At 35.5% G+C, this 17977-nt stretch carries 15 protein-coding genes and 3 tRNA genes; 7 read left to right on the forward strand and 11 right to left on the reverse strand.

The genetic code is table 11. The features are described 5' to 3' along the window. Positions 1-242 precede the first annotated feature (242 nt). Entirely contained in the window at positions 243-941 is a 699-nt protein-coding gene (locus HMPREF2846_RS09445) for a FadR/GntR family transcriptional regulator (RefSeq protein WP_023016322.1), read from the reverse strand. 121 nt (positions 942-1062) lie between these two features. Next, positions 1063-1725 carry an SDR family oxidoreductase gene (locus HMPREF2846_RS09450; RefSeq protein ID WP_070626508.1) on the reverse strand — a complete coding sequence of 221 codons (663 nt, stop codon included), beginning with the start codon at positions 1723-1725 and terminating at the stop codon, positions 1063-1065. A 170-nt stretch (positions 1726-1895) separates the two neighbouring features. Between HMPREF2846_RS09450 and HMPREF2846_RS09455 the strand changes: the two genes are divergently transcribed. Beyond that, positions 1896-2201, forward strand: a complete 306-nt coding sequence (locus tag HMPREF2846_RS09455; RefSeq protein WP_002481828.1) for an ArsR/SmtB family transcription factor — start codon at positions 1896-1898, stop codon at positions 2199-2201. Between the two features lie 12 nt (positions 2202-2213). Beyond that, positions 2214-3161: a cation diffusion facilitator family transporter gene (locus HMPREF2846_RS09460; RefSeq protein ID WP_070626509.1), complete on the forward strand. Its 948-nt coding sequence runs from the start codon at positions 2214-2216 to the stop codon at positions 3159-3161. A gap of 92 nt (positions 3162-3253) precedes the next feature. Here the strand turns inward: HMPREF2846_RS09460 and HMPREF2846_RS09465 are convergent, their stop codons facing one another. Then, positions 3254-3988 (reverse strand): metallophosphoesterase family protein, encoded by a 735-nt coding sequence (locus HMPREF2846_RS09465; RefSeq protein ID WP_070626510.1) that lies wholly within the window; start codon positions 3986-3988, stop codon positions 3254-3256. Between the two features lie 129 nt (positions 3989-4117). On the opposite strand from HMPREF2846_RS09465, the gene HMPREF2846_RS09470 reads away from it, so the two are divergent. Continuing rightward, positions 4118-5221 carry a hypothetical protein gene (locus HMPREF2846_RS09470; RefSeq protein WP_070626511.1) on the forward strand — a complete coding sequence of 368 codons (1104 nt, stop codon included), beginning with the start codon at positions 4118-4120 and terminating at the stop codon, positions 5219-5221. 55 nt (positions 5222-5276) lie between these two features. Here HMPREF2846_RS09470 and HMPREF2846_RS09475 read toward each other — a convergent pair whose 3' ends face one another. Together HMPREF2846_RS09475 and glmS are read right to left on the reverse strand one after the other, a co-directional pair. Next, positions 5277-6134 carry an HAD family hydrolase gene (locus HMPREF2846_RS09475; RefSeq protein WP_002481832.1) on the reverse strand — a complete coding sequence of 286 codons (858 nt, stop codon included), beginning with the start codon at positions 6132-6134 and terminating at the stop codon, positions 5277-5279. Positions 6135-6256: 122 nt separating this feature from the next. Further along, complete coding sequence (gene glmS / locus HMPREF2846_RS09480; protein WP_002481833.1) at positions 6257-8062, reverse strand: glutamine--fructose-6-phosphate transaminase (isomerizing); 1806 nt, start codon at positions 8060-8062, stop codon at positions 6257-6259. 689 nt (positions 8063-8751) lie between these two features. On the opposite strand from glmS, the gene HMPREF2846_RS09485 reads away from it, so the two are divergent. Genes HMPREF2846_RS09485 through HMPREF2846_RS09500 form a run of 4 tightly spaced genes read left to right on the forward strand, consistent with a single transcriptional unit; the run spans position 8752 to position 14259 of the window. Further along, on the forward strand, positions 8752-10647 hold the full coding sequence (locus HMPREF2846_RS09485; RefSeq protein ID WP_070626512.1) for a PTS mannitol transporter subunit IIBC: 1896 nt from the start codon (positions 8752-8754) through the stop codon (positions 10645-10647). A gap of 37 nt (positions 10648-10684) precedes the next feature. Continuing rightward, positions 10685-12715, forward strand: coding sequence for a BglG family transcription antiterminator (locus HMPREF2846_RS09490; protein ID WP_070626513.1), 2031 nt, complete (start codon positions 10685-10687; stop codon positions 12713-12715). Positions 12716-12721: 6 nt separating this feature from the next. Next, positions 12722-13156 carry a PTS mannitol transporter subunit IIA gene (locus HMPREF2846_RS09495; protein WP_070626514.1) on the forward strand — a complete coding sequence of 145 codons (435 nt, stop codon included), beginning with the start codon at positions 12722-12724 and terminating at the stop codon, positions 13154-13156. Next, on the forward strand, positions 13156-14259 hold the full coding sequence (locus HMPREF2846_RS09500; protein ID WP_070626515.1) for a mannitol-1-phosphate 5-dehydrogenase: 1104 nt from the start codon (positions 13156-13158) through the stop codon (positions 14257-14259). The genes HMPREF2846_RS09495 and HMPREF2846_RS09500 overlap by 1 nt, the downstream gene beginning before the upstream one ends. 106 nt (positions 14260-14365) lie before the next feature. On the opposite strand, the gene glmM is transcribed toward HMPREF2846_RS09500, so the two are convergent. From glmM to HMPREF2846_RS09530, 6 genes are all read right to left on the reverse strand, one after another. Then, positions 14366-15721 carry a phosphoglucosamine mutase gene (glmM, locus tag HMPREF2846_RS09505; protein ID WP_002481838.1) on the reverse strand — a complete coding sequence of 452 codons (1356 nt, stop codon included), beginning with the start codon at positions 15719-15721 and terminating at the stop codon, positions 14366-14368. A 26-nt stretch (positions 15722-15747) separates the two neighbouring features. Next, entirely contained in the window at positions 15748-16680 is a 933-nt protein-coding gene (locus HMPREF2846_RS09510) for a CdaR family protein (protein ID WP_070626516.1), read from the reverse strand. A 1-nt stretch (position 16681) separates the two neighbouring features. Next, the gene (gene cdaA / locus HMPREF2846_RS09515; protein WP_002481840.1) at positions 16682-17488 is read right to left on the reverse strand and encodes a diadenylate cyclase CdaA; all 807 of its coding nucleotides are present in this window, start codon (positions 17486-17488) and stop codon (positions 16682-16684) included. Between the two features lie 196 nt (positions 17489-17684). After that, positions 17685-17757, reverse strand: a tRNA-Lys gene (locus HMPREF2846_RS09520). Positions 17758-17760: 3 nt separating this feature from the next. Next, a tRNA-Gln gene (locus HMPREF2846_RS09525) sits at positions 17761-17835 on the reverse strand. 5 nt (positions 17836-17840) lie between these two features. Then, positions 17841-17924 (reverse strand) — tRNA-Tyr (locus tag HMPREF2846_RS09530). Between the last annotated feature and the right edge of the window lie 53 nt (positions 17925-17977).

Raw genomic sequence — 17977 nt, forward strand, 5'->3', positions numbered from 1 at the left:
ACGTATATGCCCTATTAAATTTTTAATGATTTCTGGATTCTTAATCATTAATGCAGCAGTGATCATCCCCACAACGATTACTGTTTAGATTAAGAATAGAAACGATTACTCGTACATTATAGCGCTATTTAAACATCTAGTCATCAGATGTTTAACAATTTGTTCAAACTTTTTTGATTTCGCGAACAGTTTTTAAGCAAAATAAAAACAAGCCTCTATTTCATGAGACTTGTTCCTAATGTTTATTTTTGGCGAATATTTTCTAGAATTGTATCACGTACTTCTGCTAAATGTGATTTCATTTGTTGAACAGCTTTATCTGAATCTTGTTGTTCAATCGCTTGATATATCTTTTGATGTTCTTCATATAAACGGCGTAATGCTTTCTCTTTATCAAATAAATACACTCTGCGCGTTTCTTTCATTGTTTCTTGAATCACATCAGAAATATTATTCAATAAATCAAATAACATCTCATTTTGTGCTGATCTGGCAATTGCTAAATGGAACTTTAAATCAGCCGCTTCACCTGATGTTCCATCACCTACTGCTTTCTGCATCAATTGCAATGCAGAAGATAACGCTTCTAAATCTTCATCTGTTCGGTGTGTCGCAGCTTTTTGTACTGTCGCAAGTTCCACAACTTCTCGTAACTCTAATAAGTCTTCAATTTGTTTGCGCGTCAAACTTGATTCATTCAAATCAAAGAACACCGGTTCTTTTTTAGTCACGAACGTCCCATAGCCTTGTTTGATTTCAATGACCCCGATTGTACGTAACGCATTAAAAGCTTCTCGTACAGATGCCACACTGACACCGTAGTCTTTTGCTAACGCTTGAATGGAAGGCAATTTGTCCCCGACAGCATATTCACCAGATTTAATTTGTTCTAACAAGATGTCGGCAATTTTTTCATATATCTTTGTTTTCGAAATTTTCATCGACTTTTGACCTCCATAGTTTTATCTTCTTAATTATAACAAATTCCTTCATAAACTTACTATATTACATATAAAAAAGAAGGCCATCAAAGACCTTCCTAAACAAATTTTATAATCATGATTATTTGTTTTGATAATATTGAGTCAACGCTGTATCAATTGCTTCATCGCCACTAACGACTTGGAATTCTCCGCCTTGATATGCTTTGTCGCTCAAGACATTTACTATGACAGATGCAACGTCTTCACGTGGCACACTGCCTGCTTCTTCTAACTGAGCAACAATCGTTACTTTGCCAGTACCTGGATCATCTAATAAAGCACCAGGATGCACAATCGTATAGTGCAAGCCTGAATCACGTAAATGATTATCTGCATAATGTTTCGCAATAGTATAAGGTTTTAGTTCTGGTACACTATCAAACGCTTCACGACGAGAATCAAATGTAGAAACCATCACAAAGTGTTTCACGCCTGCTTGTTTACTTGCTTCAATAGCTTTAACTGCACCATCCAAATCAACAATAATTGTTTTATCTGCACCAGTACTGCCACCTGAACCAACAGAGAAGACCACTTGTTCAAAGCCTTTAAACTTCTTCGTAAGATCATCAATCGTATCATTTTCAACATCTACAAGTTCTGCTTGATAACCTTCTTCTTTTGCTTTACTCACTTGTTCTTCTTTACGATAAGCTGCTGTTACATCTTGGTTTGCTTCTTTTAATTGTTTTACTGCATAATGGCCAACACCACCATTGGCACCTAAGAATAAAATATTCAATGACTTCACTCCTTATCTGTTTTAACTCTTTTTATTAGTTATATGCTATGACTGTTCCCTTCATTTGTTAACCCAAAACAGACATTGTTTTCTGATATTGACTTATACATACAATCGATGTACATTATATATGAATACATGTTCATATATTAATAAGAGGAGTGAAAGTAATGTCACATCAAGAATTAAGCGGCCGTACACTCGCACAAGTGACGGACATTTTCAAAGCCTTAAGTGAACCCAACCGTATCCGAATTATGCATTTACTTGAACAAGGCCCTTGTAGTGTAGGTCACATCAGCCATACGCTCAAACTTTCGCAGTCAAATGTGTCGCATCAATTAAAGGTACTGCGTCACGCTGAATTAGTTAAAGATCAACGACAAGGTCAATCTAAAATTTATATGCTTGATGATCAACACGTAGTTACACTGCTTTCACAAGCCATCCATCATGCAGAGCACCCGGTTGATTAGAAAGGAAGTTTTATTATGAATCATTCTCATGAACATGCACATCATCACCACCATCATCATGTGCATACCGACAACAAATGTGTTTTAGCTTTTTCTTTTATTATTATCGCATCCTTTATGGTCGTTGAATTAATCGGAGGATTCTTTGCGAACAGTTTAGCCTTGCTATCAGATGGTGTACATATGCTTAGTGATGCTTTTTCTCTTGGCTTAGCATTATTCGCATTTAAATATGCTGAACGTCATGCGACCATGAACATGACCTTTGGTTATAAACGTTTTGAAATCTTAGCTGCTTTATTTAATGGTGTCTTATTACTCGTTATCAGTATCGGCATTATGATTGAAGCCATTCGAAGATTTGCAGCACCTCCTGAAGTTCTCTCTACTGAAATGTTTATCATCAGTGTCATTGGTTTAGTGGTCAATATTGTAGTGGCTTGGATTATGTTGCGTGGCGGAGATACGGAACATAATATTAATATGCGCGGCGCATTCTTACATGTCTTAGGTGATTTACTTGGTTCATTAGGTGCGATTGTTGCCGCATTCTTAATTTGGGCTTTCCATTTTACTATCGCTGATCCTATTGCAAGTATGTTGGTGTCTTTATTACTCCTTAAAAGTAGTTACGGTTTAATCAAAGATTCACTTAATATCTTGATGGAAGGTACACCCAAAGATATCGATATTGATCAAGTGGTTGAAACGGTACGTGCTGAAACAGAAATCCAAAATGTGCATGACTGTCATATTTGGACGATTTCTAATGATTTAAATGCATTCAGTTGTCATGCAGTCGTAAGTGATACATTATCTATCAAAGAGTGCGAGGCATTGCTTAAACGTATTGAACATCAATTAAACGAACTTAATGTGCATCATATGACGATTCAATTAGAGTCTGACCAAAATGAACATAGTCGCGAAACATTATGTTCACATGTCGTGACACCTTAAAACATTCAAATGAATATTTATATGATATTAAAAAACGACGTCTCATCAATCACTGAAACGTCGTTTTTTAGTCTTTTGTTAATAAGCGTTCTCTATTGAATAAATTTATCAAATATCAATTGTTGACCTGGCACATCTTTTTGTTCGAAGCCATCAATGAAACGTGTATTATCATAAGCTACTCTGACATGTTCGATATTGAATTGTTCAGGTGTAATAGTCACAATACCATATACTGTATAAGGTGCACGATTCAATCCTACTGAACCTGGATTAAAGTAAGCAACATCTTCATAAATAAAATGATGCAACGTATGATTATGGCCGAATAGAATCAAATCCGCTTCTTTATCTTTAAATAGATGTGCCATATGCGATGCTGTCGGTTCAACAATTGGACTGAACGGCACTTTATCTATAGGTTGTTCTAACATCATATTTTCAATTTCATAATGAATACCTAATACTTTTTGGCCGGCCACTTCTAAGTTAAATGTTCTCGGTAATTGATTTAAATACTCGTAATACTGTGGGTTTAAATGTTCAGCAACCCAATGATGATGTTCGTAAAACTTATCTTTTAAATCTTCTGGATATGGTGTTTGATTGATGACTGACATAATTGCTTCGTCATGGTTGCCTGCAATTGATGTAATATCATCGCGTGAAGTGACCATACCTAAAACTTCATTTGTATTATGACCGATTCCAATAATATCTCCTAAATTGTAAATATGATCAATATCCCCTCTTCTATCAATGTCTCTTAAGACTGTAGCCAATGCATCCATGTTTCCGTGGACATCTGTAAATACTGCAAATTTCATACTATCACCCTCATTAAAGTTTATAATGAAACAAAACATTACATTTTGCTTATAATCTTGATTTTTTAATTTGAAACCAAGCATTTTTTTGATATTGTGTTTATATCATATCAAAGGAGTGCTAAGCCATTGTTTAAATTTCATAAACATGCAATACAAAACGCAAAACCGCAAAATGTTAAAATAGCTCTTTTTAGTATTCTAACATTTATTGTCTTTCTATTACTGACTGGATTGACATTACAGCCGTTAACACAGAGTATCTCGATGTTTATTATGGCGATGATGTATCAATCTATGTCACCGCAAATTTTATTACCGGTGATTATCAGTCTTATCATACCATTAGCTTTCTTTATTTTTGTTGGATATCACCTGGCTGCAGGTGCCATCAATATTATTTATAAAGGTATCCATAAAGAAAAAGTTAGTTTGCTTGATGCTTTAGAAGCATTTAAAAAAGGCAGCTATTTAAGAGCTGTTAAATTAGCATTGTTTACTTTACTCTTTATCGCGATACTGAGTCTGATTCGTTACTTACTGACTCAATTGTTCAGTTTAGGTATCGGAGCGTTGTTGAGAAGCGGACAAAGTTACTTTATGGAACATGTCGGTGTATACATCGCTGTTCAATTGATCGCGCTAACTATTTTAGCGATTGTATTATCATTCTTTATTTGGACATTCACATACATCATGATTGCATATACAGTCGCATACTTTAAAGACCGTCAGGCCGGTGCATTCCAAGATGTTAAACACGCATTTAAATCTATGAAAAATGGTCATCATTCATGGTTCAAACTATTACTTGGACTTGTAGTATTAGATTTAATTGTTATTATTCTAGAAACACCTGTTTCTCAACTTGTCGCATTCTCTACAAGAAGTATTTCACAAAATGTGGCAGGCGTTTTAACAGTTGTTTTACTAGTCATTATTATCATCGTACGAATTGTCGTTTATTACTTAAACGTTAATGCGATTATCGCATTCTTCAGTACAGTGACTGATGGGGTTGTACCTCACCGTGCACCTTCTCGTCAACAACGTAAACAACAAGCAAAAGCAGAACAAAAAGAACAAGAAGAAACAACAGCTCCTGTTAAAGAAACAGAAACGAAAGAAACTGCAAAAGAAAATGATAAAGAAGTTTATCAAGATACAACTTTTGATCACTTACAATCAAAGAATAAAGAGATTGATGAACGTTCTGATGAATTTAAAAAATAAGCAATAAGAAAGCGTATGAAGGAATTATAACAAGTCCTTCATACGCTTTTTCTATTTATTGATTCAAAAGATTAGATTCTAAATAACGTGCTGCACCATCTTCATCATTTGTATAAGAAGTGACGTCTTTTGTCAGTGCTTGAATTTCAGGGCGTGCGTTTTTCATTGCGACTGTATAATGACCGAAAGCAAACATAGAACGGTCGTTATCACTGTCACCAATTACAAGTGTATCTGATTGAGGAATATTAAAGTGTTCAATCATTTCTTTAATACCTGTTCCTTTATCGATACCTTCTGCCATTGTTTCTGCATTAAAACGTGATGAGTTGGAAACTGTGATTTCTAGTTGTTTCTGTTCATCAATTAAATGTTCTCTGAATTTCGTGATTTTCTCTAAATCTGGTGTGAACATATAAATTTTAGAAAATTGCATTTGCGGTAATGTATCTACCCAGTTCACGTTGCCATTTAAAGCATGCTTACGAGAATTCCATTCACTGATACCTACATTATTCGGTGGTGTATCGCCTGCACAAGTTGCTTCAATCCATTCACGGTCTTCTTTTAAAATCATACGCTTACCGCTAAATGGAAAGACTTCATAATAAATATGTTGTGCTTTAGCACTTTCTACAATTTCAGTTACTGCTTCATATGTCAGACTATGTTCAAAAATAGTGACACCCTCTGCGTCTCCTCTTGTACCGTTAGATGAGATAACACCATCAATTTCAAAGTTTTCAGGTGTTAAATGTTCAATTTCATCAAATGAACGTCCTGTCGCAATAAAGACTTTGTATCCATTTTGACGTAATTGTTTGATTGTTTCTGTTGTTTTATCTGATACTCTATTATTTTCTTGTAAAATCGTTCCATCCATATCTAAGAATATCGCTTTTACATTATCCATTACTTTTCCTCCAAGTTGTTGTTATCGCCTTGATTATGGCATTTTCAGACTGTTTTCGCAACTTTCTTCAAATAAAAAAACTGCCACTCTGCAAAGAGAATGACAGTTTCGTTAATAATCAATTATTCTACTGTGACTGATTTTGCTAAGTTACGTGGTTTATCCACATCTAAATCACGGTGTAATGCTGCATAGTATGCAATCAATTGTAATGGAACCACAGATACAAGTGGTGTTAACAATTCATTTACTTGAGGAATGACATAAGTGTCTCCTGCTTTGTTTAATCCATCCATTGAGATAATGCAAGTATGCGCACCACGTGCAGCAACTTCTTTTACGTTACCGCGAATTGATAGATTAACATTCTCTTGTGTTGCTAAAGCAATCACTGGTGTTTGATCTTCAATTAAAGCAATTGTACCGTGTTTTAATTCTCCGCCAGCAAATCCTTCTGCTTGAATATATGAAATTTCTTTTAATTTTAATGCGCCTTCTAAGCTGACATTATAGTCAATTGTACGACCGATAAAGAAGGCATTACGAGTTGTTGCTAAGAAATCTTTCGCAATTTGTTCCATGTATTCAGCATCGTCTACAATTGCTTCCATCGCATTTGCGACTTTCGCAAGTTCTTGTAATAAGTCTACAGTTTCTTCTTGGCCATGACGTTTAGCCACAATTTGAGACAAGATAGCAAGTACTGCAATTTGTGCTGTATAAGCTTTTGTAGAAGCTACAGCGATTTCTGGTCCAGCATGTAATAATAATGTATGATCCGCTTCACGTGAAAGTGTTGAACCAGGTACGTTTGTTACTGTTAATGCTTTATGACCACGTTTTTTCATTTCAACTAATACAGCACGGCTGTCTGCTGTTTCACCTGATTGTGAAATATAGATGAATAATGGTTTTTTAGATAATAATGGTGTGTTATATACGAATTCAGAAGCGACATGTACTTCTGTTGGGACACCTGCCCATTTTTCGATAAATTCTTTACCTACTAAACCTGCATGATAACTTGTACCTGCTGCGATAATATAAATACGGTCAGCTTGTGCGACTTCATCGATAATCGCATTGTCCATTTTCAAGTCGCCGTTGTCATCTTGATATTCTTGAATAATACGACGCATAACAGCAGGTTGTTCATGAATTTCTTTTAACATGTAATGATCATAAACACCTTTTTCAGCATCAGCCGCATCGATTTCAGCAGTGTACGTTTCACGATCTTGTACATTGCCATCTAAATCTTTGATTTCAACTGAATCGCGTTTAACAATAACAATTTCATGATCGTGAATTTCTTTATATTCATTTGTTACTTGCAACATTGCTAAAGCATCTGATGCAACAACGTTGAATTTTTCACCAACACCGATTAATAATGGTGATTTATTTTTCGCCACGTAGATTGTATCGTGGTCTTCTTCGTCTAATAATGCTAAGGCATAAGAACCATGTAGTAATTTAACGACTTTAGTGAAGGCTTCTTCAGTAGATAAGCCTTCATTTGAGAAATGTTCTACTAATTGTACGATAACTTCAGTATCTGTTTCAGATAAGAAATTCACATCTGAAACGTACTGATCACGTAACTCTTCATAGTTTTCAATCACACCATTGTGAACTAAAGTAAAGCGTTTAGATGCTGATTGATGCGGATGAGAGTTTTCATAGTTCGGCACACCATGTGTCGCCCAACGTGTATGACCAATTCCTACTGTTCCATCTACATCACTGTTGTCAGCTACATTTCTTAAATCTGCAATACGACCTTTTTCTTTAAATACTGTCGTACCTTCATCATTCACAAGTGCAATTCCTGCAGAGTCATAACCTCTGTACTCTAATTTCTCTAAGCCTTTTAACAATACTTCTTTCGCATTATCATATCCGATATATCCTACAATTCCACACATAATTCAATTCCTCCGTATTCTTCATTCCTAACGGTTACCCTTTTCACGGGGGAATCTTTCAGTTTCATATTAAATTTTTTTGTATCGAATATAAATTGATTCCGCCTAAATTTACTTTATAGAGTCCCTTCTCACTTGAACTCTACAAAATAGACGTACTAATCCCCTTGTGTGAGTACCGTTCAAAAATATAAACTTGGGTCTGTTTACAAACTTTGTGCATCGAGTCACCTCAATGTTTTACCTTGTAAACTTACGACTGACCTTATCCGAGACAGCATCCGCCGATAATCCGATCACTGTCTTCCTCGTCGACAATTTAAAGCTATGCTTGCTATTACATCTTCTGCTCTAAGATATAAATCTACGCAAATTCCAGCTTGTCATTGTACGGGCGCTATAATTATGGTTTAACCTGTCTATCCCCCTTTTACACGTAATATAAGTATTTTACAATAAGTGATTTTATAAATGCAACTATTTTCACAACCTGTATCCGCTTACACTCTAAAGTTTTTTGCTAACTGCAAATTTTTTCTATTTCAAATTATGTTTCTACTATTATATATAGGCTATTTTATAAATGTCATTATCTCTGTGACAAAGTACCATTTAGATTAGATTGTAACCGCATCCATGTCAGTCTTAAAATTGAGCTATATCAAAGTTATTAAGAGAGGTGGATGACAATGTCAAATTCACAGGAAAATAAAGGGATTGGACGTAAGGTCCAAGCATTCGGCTCATTTCTGAGCAGTATGATTATGCCAAATATCGGTGCATTTATCGCGTGGGGCTTTATTGCAGCGATCTTCATTGATAATGGTTGGTTACCTAACAAAGATTTAGCTGAATTAGCAGGACCAATGATTACTTATCTGATTCCATTACTAATTGCTTTCAGCGGTGGACGTCTGATTCATGATTTACGCGGTGGTATTATCGCAGCTACTGCAACGATGGGGGTTATTGTTGCACTGCCTGATACACCAATGTTACTCGGCGCAATGATTATGGGGCCGCTTGTTGGTTGGCTTATGAAGAAAACAGATGAATTCATCCAACCTAGAACACCACAAGGATTCGAGATGTTATTCAATAATTTCTCTGCTGGTATTTTAGGTTTCATCATGACTATTTTCGGTTTTAAGATTTTAGCACCTATTATGAAGTTAATTATGCATCTTTTATCTGTTGGTGTAGAAGCATTAGTACATGCACATTTATTGCCGTTAGTCAGCATTATTGTTGAACCAGCAAAAATTGTGTTCTTAAATAACGCAATCAACCATGGTGTCTTCACACCACTTGGTGCAGACCAAGCTTCACATGTAGGTCAATCTATTTTATATACAATTGAATCTAACCCTGGACCAGGTATTGGTGTCCTTCTCGCATACATGATTTTTGGTAAAGGTACTGCCAAAGCAACATCTTATGGTGCTGGTATCATTCAATTCTTTGGTGGGATTCATGAAATTTACTTCCCATACGTATTGATGAGACCTTTCTTATTCGTAGCAGTTATTTTAGGCGGTATGACAGGTGTAGCAACTTATTCATTATTAGATTTTGGATTTAAAACACCTGCTTCACCAGGATCAATCATTGTTTATATTATCAACGCACCTAAAGGTGAATTCTTAAGCATGATTATTGGTGTACTTTTAGCAGCACTTGTTTCATTCGTGGTTTCTGCTTTAATCTTGAAATTTACGAAAGACCCTAAACAAGATCTTGCAGACGCTACAGCTAAAATGGAAGCTACTAAAGGTAAAAAATCAAGTGTTGCATCTAAATTAAGTGGTAATGCAGAAAGCAAATCTGATGAGCAGACACAAGCCGCTTCAACTTCACAAGTTGATGGTGATGCCCTTTTAGACAAATACAACACTGAAGATGTCGACGCACACAATTACAATAATGTTCAACATGTCATTTTTGCTTGTGACGCAGGCATGGGTTCTAGTGCTATGGGTGCCAGCATGTTAAGAAACAAGTTCAAGAAAGCTGGTCTTGAAAACATTGAAGTGACTAACACAGCGATTAATCAATTACCAAGCGATGCAGAACTTGTTATTACTCAGAAAAAATTAACAGATCGCGCTATCAAGCAAGTACCTGATGCGATTCATATTTCAGTAGAGAACTTCTTGAACTCTCCTAAATATGAAGAATTGATTAATAACTTGAAAGAAGACCAAAATGGTTCAACTACAACTACTTCAGCAACAAACAGCCAAGAAAACTTGACTGAACAATATAATACTGAAGATGTTGATGCTCATAACTATGACAATATTAATCATGTTATTTTCGCATGTGATGCAGGTATGGGTTCTAGTGCTATGGGCGCCAGTATGTTACGTAACAAGTTCAAGAAAGCTGGTCTTGATCATATCAAGGTCACTAACACAGCGATCAACCAATTACCAAGTGATGCACAACTTGTAATTACGCAAAATAAATTGACAGACCGTGCTATCAAACAAGCACCCAATGCTGTTCATATTTCGGTGGATAATTTCTTGAACTCGCCTAAATATGAAGAATTGATTAATAACCTTAAAGAAGACCAACAATAGATTAGAACTTCTTTAAAAAGGAATGCAGGTGAGGCCTATGTTGTTAAGCAACAGAGAAAAAGCAATCTTAGAGTTACTCATTAAATCGCACGGCCAATATATGACTATTTATGATATTGCACAACAACTCGCCGTTTCATCACGTACGATACACCGTGAACTTAAAATTTTAGAACAAGATTTGTCTGAACTAAATTTACAAATCGATAGAATTCCCAATAAAGGTATCCAGTTAGAAGGTTCACAAGCAGCAATTGCTAAACTCCAAACAGAGCTTAGCAACATTGCTGCTTTAGACCTGACAACTGCTGAACAAAAAACCATTATTTTATATGCATTGATACAAAGTAGAGAACCTATAAAGCAATATAGTTTAGCACATGAAATTGGTGTTGCTCAGACTACGTTGACAAAGTTGCTCGATGAATTAGAACAAGATGCATCAGAATACCAACTCGAATTAGAACGACGACGAGGTGCTGGTGTCAGCTTAAATGGTTCAGAAGCAAAGAAACGCGAGATGTTGAGTCATCTTATGGTTGAAAATTTAAATAGCACCAGTGTTTACTCGGTCATAGAAAATCACTTTGTATATCAATCATTAAACACTTCTCAACTTTCAATGGTAGAACTTGATCATATTTTCCAAGTTGAGCGTGTATTAATGGATTACCTTAGTGCTCTACCCTATACATTGACAGAAGCGAGTTATTTAACGCTGACTGTTCATATTGTATTGAGCATTGACCGCATTAAACACGGTGAAAATGTTTCTATTGACGAAACGATTTATCAATCAGTCAAAGATACAGAGGAATATAACATTGCTTCCTCATTAACTAAACAACTATCACACATTTATGACGTAACTTTCAACAAAGCAGAAATCACTTTTATTACGATACATTTACGCGGTGCTAAAAGAAAACACGAAGACTATCAATCTGAAGAACTGTTAGATAACAATTACAAAATCCAACAATTGATTCACCTGGTAGAAGAAAGTTCTCAATATTCATTTGTAAATAAATCGAATTTAGCTGCGGGGTTAAAATTACATTTAATACCTGCGATGAACCGTTTAAATGCTAATATTGAAACACATAATCCTCTGACAGAGATGATTAAAAATAAATATCCAAAACTTTATAACAGTGTCTCAAATAGTTTATCGAAGATTTGGCCTGAGCTTTACTTTCCAGATAGCGAAATTGCTTTTGTTGTTTTGCATTTTGGGGGTTCACTAAAAGCTAATAGTCTACCAGATTATCATGTGTTAGTTGTATGTAGTTCTGGTATAGGTACCAGTCGTGTGCTAGCCACACGCTTACAACAAACTTTTCCAGAAATTACACAAACTAAGCAAGCATCATTAAGTGATTTAAAACAATTAAATCTCAATGCTTATGATGGTATTATTTCTACTTTAGCATTAGATATTAATGAACATTATATTCAAGTCAATCCATTATTACCGGATGCAGATATCAAATATGTTTCTAACTACTTGAACACACAAGCAAACGAAAACAGAGTGACTTCTAGTTCATCAAGCGAAATTTCATCTTTAAATCAGGATCAGATTATTGAGACCATTCAAAGGTATTTGGATGTGATTGAAAATATTTATGTTGAAGATGCAACAATCACAAATTGGCAAGATTATTTAGCGAAACGATTAGCTAAACATAAAAGTATTCTAAGCAAATCACAATTTAAACAAGTATTAAAAACATATGCAGAGGATAGAAGCATTACATTAGCTCCCTATCCTATAGGACTACCACATCTAAAACATGCGCTGATTGTAAAGCCAATGGTATTGATTACAAGGTTAAAACAACCATTAACTATCGTTGAACAAAATCAAGAACATACCATCAATTATTTAATCAGCATGTTTTTACCAGAAGATAGCCCATCCTCACCTATCGTTAGTGCTATTTCAGAAGTAATTACATGTAATTTACATCAAATTGATGAATTAATGCAAAATCCTAACGAAATTATAGATGAGATGAAGAAGGCTTTTATTAGAGAAACAAAACAAATTTTATTAACGGAGTGATTATTTATGTCAGAACTATTCAGTAATGAAAATATCTTTTTAAATCAATCTTTCAAGAACCAAGAAGAAGCTATTGAAAAAGCTGGACAAGCTTTAATAGACGCTGGTGCTGTAACTGATTCTTATATTCAAGCGATGAAAGATAGAGAAGAAGTTGTTTCTACTTACATGGGTAATGGTTTAGCGATTCCTCATGGTACAGAAGAAGCAAAAAATGCAGTATTGCAATCAGGACTTACATTACTACAAGTACCTGACGGTGTTCAATGGGGAGACGAAACTGCTAAAGTCATCGTTGGTATTGCCGGTAAAGATGGCGAGCATTTAGATTTATTATCTAAAATCGCAATTACTTTCAGCGAAGAAGAAAATGTTGAACGTATTTTAAATGCACAAAGTGCTGAAGAAATTAAAGCTATCTTTGAGGAGGCTGATGCATAATGAAAGCAGTACATTTTGGTGCAGGTAATATTGGTCGAGGATTTATCGGCCAAATCTTATCTGAAAACAATGTAGATGTCACTTTCTCAGATGTTAACGCTGAGATTGTAGATGCATTAAATCAAGACCAAGCATACCAAGTTATTCTTGCAGACGAAGATAAAACAACTACGACAATTAATGGCGTTGATGCAATTAACTCAAAAGATAATCCACAAAAATTACATGATGCCTTATTAGAAGCGGATATTATTACTACAGCTGTAGGTGTTAATCTGTTACCGATTATCGCAAAATCCATTGCACCTGCACTTCAAGAAAGAACAAAACCTGTAAATGTAGTTGCCTGTGAAAATGCAATTATGGCAACAGATACATTAAAATCTGCAGTACTTTCAATTACAGGTCCTCTATCAGATGAAATTCATTTCGCTAATTCAGCAGTGGATCGTATTGTTCCAAAACAAACACAAGATAATATTTTAGATGTGTTAGTTGAACCTTTCTTTGAATGGGTTGTTGAAAAAGATGCTTGGTATGGTAAAGAGTTAGAACACATTAAATATGTTGACGATTTAACACCATATATTGAACGTAAATTAATGACAGTTAATACTGGTCACGCTTATTTAGCTTATGCCGGTCAATATCATGGCTATCAAACAGTACTAGAAGCTGTAGAAGACCGTAATATTGAAGAAGGCCTACGTCAAGTATTGAGCGAAACAAGCCAATATATTACTGAAGTATTTGGATTCTCTCAAGATGAACAACGAGCTTATGTAGAAAAAATAATCAATCGTTTCAAAAATCCATATCTTTCAGATGATGTAACAAGAGTTGGTAGAGGTACTTTACGTAAAATTGGTCCTAAAGATCGTATAATTAAGCCGCTTGCTTATCTTTATGATAAAGACTTGGAACATCAAGGTTTAGTTCAAGCAGCTGCTTACTTGCTTAAATATCATGATAAAAATGATGAAGAGACAGTTAAGAAAGATGAATACATTGAGAAGCATGGAGCAATGGATTTCTTAGAAGAATATGCACAAATTAATGAACCACTTGCGGAAGAAATCAATGATGTTTATCTAGAACTTTAATAGATATAGATTTAGACTGAAGCTATTTTAAACAGCTTCAGTCTATTTTTGTACCACAAATCAAAAAACTGAGACTTTCTTACCAGTCTCAGTTCTTCAAAGTTAATTATTCATTTAAACCCATTTTTTCTTTAACTACATCTGCAATTTGTTGTGCATAGCTTTCAGCTTTTTCATCTGTTGCAGCTTCTACCATGACACGTACTAATGGCTCTGTACCTGAAGGACGTACTAAAATGCGTCCTTCACCGTTCATGTCAGCTTCTACGCGGTCCATTTCTGCTTTAACATCAGCATTATCAGTTACTGCATATTTATCTGTTACACGTACGTTAATTAATGATTGTGGGTATTTTTTCATTTGTTCAGCAAGTTCGCTTAATGGTTTACCTGTTAATTTCACAACAGCTGCTAATTGTACACCTGTTAATAAACCATCACCTGTAGTATTGTAGTCCATCATTACGATGTGGCCTGATTGTTCACCACCAAGGTTGTAATTACCTCTACGCATTTCTTCTACTACATAACGGTCGCCAACTTTAGTTTTATTAGATTTGATGCCTTCTGCTTCTAATGCTTTGTAGAAACCTAAGTTACTCATAACAGTAGAAACAATCATGTTGTCGTTCAATTCTTGGTTTTTAGACATTTCTTGACCAATAATGAACATGATTTGGTCACCATCAACAATGTTACCTTTTTCATCGACAGCAATTAAACGGTCTCCATCTCCATCAAAAGCTAAACCAAAGTCGCTTTCAGTTTCCACAACTGTTTGCGCTAAAGCTTCTGGATGCGTTGATCCGACACCGTCATTGATATTGTAGCCGTCTGGGCTGCAACCAATAACTTCTGTATCAGCTTCTAAATCACCGAATAAGAATGGTGCAAGTTGTGATGTTGAACCATTTGCGCCATCTAACGCAATTTTTAAACCTTCAAAATTAACATCGACAGTTGATTTTATATAGCTTAAGTATTTTTGAGTACCTTCGAAGTAGTCCGAATACTGAACAATATCATTTCCGATTGGACGTGGTAAGTCAGGATTTTCTTCGTCTAATAATGCTTCAATTTCTTGTTCTTGATCATCAGATAATTTAAAGCCGTCTGAGCCGAAGAATTTAATTCCGTTATCTGCCACTGGATTATGAGAAGCTGAAATCATAACACCTAATTCAGCATCCATTTCTTTTGTTAAGTATGCTACACCTGGTGTAGAAATAACGCCTAATCGCATTACTTCAGCACCGATAGAAATTAAACCTGCGATTAACGCAAATTCCAACATTTCCCCAGAAACACGTGTATCACGTCCTACAAGGACTTGTGGATGCTTCTTGTCTTCATTGTGCGCTAAAACATAACCGCCGTATCTACCTAGTTTAAAAGCCAACTCTGGAGTTAATTCTTCGTTTGCTACACCTCTGACTCCGTCTGTCCCAAAATATTTGCCCATTTCAAAATTCTCCTTTAATGCTTAATTTATTTCGCTGATATAGTAGCTTTGATATCGCCCGCATCAGCATCTTTAACTTTGTCAGGTAATTCCATCTTCACAGCAGCTTCATCTGAATTTTCGAAGTCTGCTAAATCAACTACTGCTGTTACACTATGGATATCACTTAACTCATCTCTATTTCCAAAAATTTCAATTTGTTGTTTAGACAAATTAACATTATCAGCATTTAACTTAGAATTTGATTTACCGATAACTTTCTTTTTAATATCTACTTTCTTGCTGTAAGGTTCTAACTCTACAGTAATATTAACAGTGCTTGGTTTTGTAATTACATCAAGTTTCTTCAAGTTTTTATCAAAAGCTACAATTTCACCGACATCTGTTGTATCGTCGTTGATATCTGTATCATTTTTGAATGTTGCTTTTAAGTAAGCAATACTATCTACTTGATGTTGTCCACCTATCACTTTAACTTTCTTTGGTGTCACAGTTTGATTTTTGATTTGATAGTTAGAATTGATGTACGATTCACTCACATCAGGCGTTACTGTCATCATCTTTGTTACTTTCTTCTCAAGATTAACAGTCGCTTGTTTAGGATTAACAGTACCCTCTACTTCATTATCCAAACCTTTAATAACGTAATCGACTTTGTGACGACCTAATGATGTTTTAGTTAGATCTAATTCGACTTTAATGTCATCTGATTGTTCTGCTTTCAACACTTTGGATTGCGTACCTTTAATTTGAACGTCTACGCTGTCAGGTATGCCTGAAGCGTATAAATTTTTACTGTTATATGTAGCTTCTACAGGTACATTCGAAATTGTGCGTGTTGAAGTTTGTGATAGTTTAGATGTTCCAAAGATATCTCCAAAGACATTGTTCACTGTTAAAAAGAAAGCTAATGCTAAGACAAATGCTACAAATCTTAAACCCCATTTGCTCTCAAACATTCTACTTCACGCCTTTCTTTGGAAGTCTTGTATCAAACCAATGTTCAGCTAATAATTCTTCAAAGACTTCTAGTGAGATGTCTTTACGTAATTTTCCATCAAACGTCACAGAAATAGAACCAGTTTCTTCAGATACCACTGCGGTAAATGCATCAGAAACTTCTGAGATACCTACTGCAGCACGGTGTCTTGTTCCTAAACTCTTTGAAATCTTAGAACTATCAGAAAGTGGTAAATAACAAGCAGCACTTGCAATCTTTGTTCCTTGAATAATCATTGCACCATCATGCAACGGTGTATTAGGAATAAAGACATTCGTCAAAAGCTCTTGTGAAATATCAGAATCCATTGGTATACCTGTCTCAATGTAATCTTGAAGACCTGTCTTTTTCTCAAACACAATTAAAGCACCAATTCTTCGTTTGGCCATGTATTGTACTGCTCCGCCAACTGCTTTAATCAATTTCTCTTGATCTGCTGATGAATTAGCAACATAGCGTTTAAACAGGTTACCTCTACCTAACTGCTCAAGTGCACGTCTGATTTCTGGTTGGAAGATCACAATGATAGCTAAGAACCCCCATTGGATAACCATATCAAACAATCTTGCAGTAGTAGTCAAGTCTAAAGCAGCACTGACCCAACGACCAATTACAATAACAATGATACCTTTGAGTAGTTGGATTGCTTTAGTACCTTTGAATACTGTGATTAACAGATAAATCACATACCAGACTATAAGCAAGTCTAGAATACTTGTTATTAACTTTACCGTATTGAAATTTTCAAAAATGCCGCCAAAATTCATAGCATCTCCTCCGGTAACCTAATTACAATGAATGCTGTATGATTGATTATTACAGCGCTCATACATATAAATTATAGCATACATCCCCCTTTAGCTTAGAATAAAAATACATACACAATTGAATTATATACTTGAATTCAAATAGCAAAGGAAAAAATGCAATAAAAAAAGCACCCTTATCACAAGGGTGCAAGAGTGAGCCATAGAGGATTCGAACCTCTGACCCTCTGATTAAAAGTCAGATGCTCTACCAACTGAGCTAATGGCTCTAATGGCTGGGCTAACTGGATTCGAACCAGTGAGTGACGGAGTCAAAGTCCGTTGCCTTACCGCTTGGCTATAGCCCATTAGATGGTGGAGGGGGGCAGATTCGAACTGCCGAACCCGAAGGAGCGGATTTACAGTCCGCCGCGTTTAGCCACTTCGCTACCCCTCCGACAAATATATATAATTCAAAATGGTGGAGAATGACGGGTTCGAACCGCCGAC

Source organism: Staphylococcus sp. HMSC056G08 (assembly GCF_001812305.1).
In the GTDB taxonomy this organism is placed as follows: domain Bacteria; phylum Bacillota; class Bacilli; order Staphylococcales; family Staphylococcaceae; genus Staphylococcus; species Staphylococcus simulans.

What these genes read in the sequence shown, in the direction of transcription:
- HMPREF2846_RS09510 (WP_070626516.1), bottom strand. Translation starts at nt 16,680, where the DNA reads ATGTTTGAGAGCAAATGGGGTTTAAGATTTGTAGCATTTGTCTTAGCA.
- cdaA (WP_002481840.1), bottom strand. Translation starts at nt 17,488, where the DNA reads ATGAATTTTGGCGGCATTTTTGAAAATTTCAATACGGTAAAGTTAATA.
- HMPREF2846_RS09485 (WP_070626512.1), top strand. Translation starts at nt 8,752, where the DNA reads ATGTCAAATTCACAGGAAAATAAAGGGATTGGACGTAAGGTCCAAGCA.
- HMPREF2846_RS09500 (WP_070626515.1), top strand. Translation starts at nt 13,156, where the DNA reads ATGAAAGCAGTACATTTTGGTGCAGGTAATATTGGTCGAGGATTTATC.
- glmM (WP_002481838.1), bottom strand. Translation starts at nt 15,721, where the DNA reads ATGGGCAAATATTTTGGGACAGACGGAGTCAGAGGTGTAGCAAACGAA.
- HMPREF2846_RS09490 (WP_070626513.1), top strand. Translation starts at nt 10,685, where the DNA reads ATGTTGTTAAGCAACAGAGAAAAAGCAATCTTAGAGTTACTCATTAAA.
- HMPREF2846_RS09495 (WP_070626514.1), top strand. Translation starts at nt 12,722, where the DNA reads ATGTCAGAACTATTCAGTAATGAAAATATCTTTTTAAATCAATCTTTC.
- glmS (WP_002481833.1), bottom strand. Translation starts at nt 8,062, where the DNA reads ATGTGTGGAATTGTAGGATATATCGGATATGATAATGCGAAAGAAGTA.
- HMPREF2846_RS09445 (WP_023016322.1), bottom strand. Translation starts at nt 941, where the DNA reads ATGAAAATTTCGAAAACAAAGATATATGAAAAAATTGCCGACATCTTG.
- HMPREF2846_RS09465 (WP_070626510.1), bottom strand. Translation starts at nt 3,988, where the DNA reads ATGAAATTTGCAGTATTTACAGATGTCCACGGAAACATGGATGCATTG.
- HMPREF2846_RS09455 (WP_002481828.1), top strand. Translation starts at nt 1,896, where the DNA reads ATGTCACATCAAGAATTAAGCGGCCGTACACTCGCACAAGTGACGGAC.
- HMPREF2846_RS09475 (WP_002481832.1), bottom strand. Translation starts at nt 6,134, where the DNA reads ATGGATAATGTAAAAGCGATATTCTTAGATATGGATGGAACGATTTTA.